A 3,687-nucleotide genomic window follows, 5' to 3' on the forward strand; every position below is an offset into this window, starting at 1 on the left:
CGCGGCTCACCGGGGGCTATCGCCCCCAGACCCCACATTAGGATAGGGCCGGGGAAGACAGAGCAGAGATCCTGAGTGGGAGATTGCCATCCCTCCGCCTATCCTGCACCGGGGGAAACGAGCGCCAGCGAGTTCGAGAAAACCGAAGGTTTTCGCTGACGGGGGCGGTAGTCCCCCGGAGGAGAGCGTCGGCAGGACACATGGTATGGCGCAGGAACACCTGCCGGACACGGTCCCGAAGAACCCGACAGCCCCCGCTCTCGCCCTCGCATGCCGTGCCAGCAGGATCAAAAAAAGAGGACCGGCCCCTCCCGCGGGGGCCGTCTTCGGGAGCGTTACTCCTGCTTCTCTTCGGGCTCGTCCGACTCTTCGGCCTCGTCCTCTCCGCCCTGCGTCGCGATCGTCCGCATCGACGGGAAGAGGATCACTTCCTTGATGGAGTCGTTGCCGGTGATGAGCATGACCAGGCGGTCGATACCGATGCCGACACCGCCGGTCGGGGGCATGCCGTAGCCGAGGGCGTTGACGAAGTCGTAGTCGATCATCTGCGCCTCAAGGTCGCCGAGGCGGCGCTTTGCGTCCTGCTCCTCGAAACGCTGCTTCTGGTCGAGGGGGTCGTTCAGCTCGGAGAAGCCGTTCGCAAGCTCCATGCCGTTCACGAAGAGCTCGAAACGCTCGGTGAAGCCGGGCTTCGAGCGGTGGCGCTTCGCCAGCGGCGAGTTCTCGACCGGGAAGTCGTAGATGAAAGTCGGCTGGATGAGTTTCTCCTCGCAGTAGTGGTCGAAGAAGAGAGGGAGGTAGTCGCCGTGGGTCTGTGCCGTCTCGCACTTCTCCACGCCCTCTTTTTCGGCAATCCTGGCGAGTTCGTCGAGAGGCGTCGCATAGACGTCGATGCCGCCGTACTCCTTCACCGCGTCCTCCATGCTGAGCCTCCTCCACGGCCGGGCAAAGGAGATCTCGTTGCCCGCGAAGGTGACCGTCGTCGTGCCGAGAGCGCTCTCGACAAGGTGGGTGATGACCTCCTCGGTGAGGTTCATCATGTCCTCGTAGTCATGGTAGGCGGCATAGATCTCCACCATCGAGAACTCAGGGTTGTGGTGGGTGTCGATGTCCTCGTTCCTGAAGTTCTTCGCGATCTCGTAGACCTTCTCGAAGCCGCCGACGACAAGCCTCTTCAGGTAGAGTTCCGGGGCGATGCGGAGGAAGAGTTGCTGCTCCAGGGCGTTGTGGTAGGTGATGAAGGGCCGGGCATTGGCGCCGCCATAGACGGACTGGAGTGTCGGGGTCTCGAACTCCATGAAGCCCCGTCCATTGAGGAAGTTCCGCAGACCGGCGATGGCATGGCTCCGGGTGCGGAAGGTCTGCCGCGACTCCTCGTTCATGATCAGGTCGAGGTACCGGTGGCGGTACCGCTGCTCGGTGTTCTTGAGCCCGTGGAACTTCTCCGGCATCGGGCAGACCGACTTGGTGAGGAGGTCGAAGCGGCTGACCCAGACGGTGATCTCGCCCATCTTTGTCCTGAAGACATGGCCTGTTGCGCCGATGATGTCGCCCGCGTCCAGGTACTTCTTGATGAACTCGAAGGGCTCGTCGCCGACGTCGTCCTTCCGCACATAGAGTTGCATGCGGGCCGAGGCGTCGCCGATGTCGACGAAGATCGTCTTGCCGTGGTGACGGAGGGCGTAGATCCTCCCGGCCGTCACGACCTCCTCTTCGCTCTGGTCGTGGCCGATCTCCGCAAAAGTTTCCTTGATCTCGCCGAGGGTCTGCTTCCGCTCATAGTGGGCCGGGTACAGGGTGAGTCCGGCCTCCTGAAGTTCGCGGTATTTCGTGAGTTTTGCCTCATCAAAACTGATCTGTGAATCGCTCATGATACCATTCCCGGGTGCAGGGTTGGCCCGGCCGCACGGCGCGGCCGGGTGAAATCGCTATATATCTTTTTTATCGGGGAGTATTAAGGGTATCAGTCTGAGAGAAAAGAGGTCCCCGGCCCGGTACCGCCGGGGGACGATCGCCGGAGACGGGAAGAGACCGCCATATGTGGGGCGATTGTCCGGCGCGATATACAAGCGCATAAATAGTGCCTGCAAAATTTATTACTCTGTATGAGGAGACGGGATGGCTCAATCCATTAAATCACGGTTCGAGACTTTTTCATCAGAGTGGCTTGAAAGGTGCACGGAATATAAAAAAATGGCGATATCGGACGATATGGCCGACAATGTCCGGAAAGAACTTGAAACCGATCTCTACTTCTTCAAACTGCAGGCAGGGATCGCCGGCGAAGAGACAGGAGACCTTGAAAAGGGCATCAGGCAACTGGAGAAATACGTCGAGATCGCCCTGGCAAAAGGGAAGGCAAACCATGCACGAGAGGCAGACAGAGAAAAGAAACCCCCCCGTACACCGCTCAGGGACATCATGGCGGGCCTCCACAGAAAATAACCCCCGAAATTCTTCCCCTCAACGGACGGCCGGGTGTTGCCGCAAAGATAGAGCATGGGCAGGTCAATTTCGCCAGAGATATATAGTCCCTGAACCACGGAGATGCGATGAAAATCGGGTATCCCTGCGCCAACCTGACCCTCGGGCCAATGACAGGTCTGCTCCCCGACCGCCGCCAGGCCCCGGCGGAGGAGGTGGACGCCGCGGTCGTCGAGAACCTTGCCTGCCTGGCAAGGACCCTGGAGTTCAATGAAAAGGCCGACCTCTCCTTCTTCGCGATCAGTCCGCGGGCCGTCCCGCACAGGACAGCCGCGTATGCGGAGTGCCTTGCGGCCGTCGGGGCCTATGTGAGGGAGAAGGGCATGCGGATCGCAACATGCCCTGCCGGGCCTGCCCTCACCCCGGAGAGGCGGGCCGCCGACCTCGTCCACCTCGCCTCCCTCCTCGACGCCATGGGCCTCGACACGACGGCAAAGATCCCGATCAGGAGCTACGGCAGGGGCGATGCTGACGAGTTCTGCCGGGAGTATGACAGCCTCCCCGACGCGGTGGCCAGGCGTCTTGTCATCAGAAACGACCGCTTCCACACGGTCGAAGACTGCCGGGCCATCGGCCGGGCATGCGGCGTGCCCGTGGCCTACGACCGCCACCAGGCCGGGGGAGACCCCGGCGAGGCCGTCAGGGAGTGCGCCCGCACATGGAGGAAGGAGGACGGCGTGCCGATCGTCTTCTACGGTTCCCTCGACCGGGACACGCCGCACCCGCCCTCGGTCGACCCCGCCGCATTCGGATCTTTCCTTGCGGCCACGGCCCCGACAGACATCGACGTCATGCTCCTCTTCATGGACAGGGAGAGGTCGGCCCTCATCGCGCGCCGGGTCGCGCACGACGACCCGCGGCTGGCGGCCGACAGGGTTATGAGCGCACCCACCCACCCCATGCCCTGATGCGGATCGGGTACCCCTGCATGAACACCGCCATCGGGTGCACCTCGGCCCGCACCTTCAGGTTGAAGTCCTGGAGCGAGGAGAGGTTCCTCTCGACAGTGGCGGAGAACCTCTCCTGCCTCTCGCGGATCCTCATCTTCAACGCCGAACACGGCCTCCTCTTCTTCAGGGTCACCTCGGACCTCGTCCCCTTCGCCTCCCACCCGGTGAACGCCCTCGACTGGCCGGCGATCTTCGCGGAGGAGTTCGCCGGGATAGGGGCGTTCGTCCGGGGCCGCGGCATGCGCATCTCCCT

3 protein-coding genes and 1 pseudogene are annotated in these 3,687 nt (G+C 62.4%); 3 read left to right on the forward strand and 1 reads right to left on the reverse strand.

Translation table 11 applies throughout. The annotated features are described in order from the left end of the window. Window positions 1-335: 335 nt before the first annotated feature. On the reverse strand, window positions 336-1,871 hold the full coding sequence (lysS, locus tag PHP59_RS11830) for a lysine--tRNA ligase (RefSeq protein WP_300167252.1): 1,536 nt from the start codon (window positions 1,869-1,871) through the stop codon (window positions 336-338). 322 nt (window positions 1,872-2,193) lie between these two features. Between lysS and PHP59_RS11835 the strand changes: the two genes are divergently transcribed. From PHP59_RS11835 to PHP59_RS11845, 3 genes and pseudogenes are all read left to right on the forward strand, one after another. Next, complete coding sequence (locus PHP59_RS11835; RefSeq protein WP_300167254.1) at window positions 2,194-2,445, forward strand: hypothetical protein; 252 nt, start codon at window positions 2,194-2,196, stop codon at window positions 2,443-2,445. Between the two features lie 107 nt (window positions 2,446-2,552). After that, entirely contained in the window at window positions 2,553-3,392 is an 840-nt protein-coding gene (locus PHP59_RS11840) for a hypothetical protein (RefSeq protein ID WP_300167256.1), read from the forward strand. Then, window positions 3,392-3,687, forward strand: a pseudogene (locus PHP59_RS11845) (UV DNA damage repair endonuclease UvsE); the annotation flags it as partial. The gene PHP59_RS11840 and the pseudogene PHP59_RS11845, both read left to right, overlap by 1 nt.

It is taken from the genome of Methanofollis sp., assembly GCF_028702905.1.
Taxonomy (GTDB): Archaea; Halobacteriota; Methanomicrobia; order Methanomicrobiales; family Methanofollaceae; genus Methanofollis.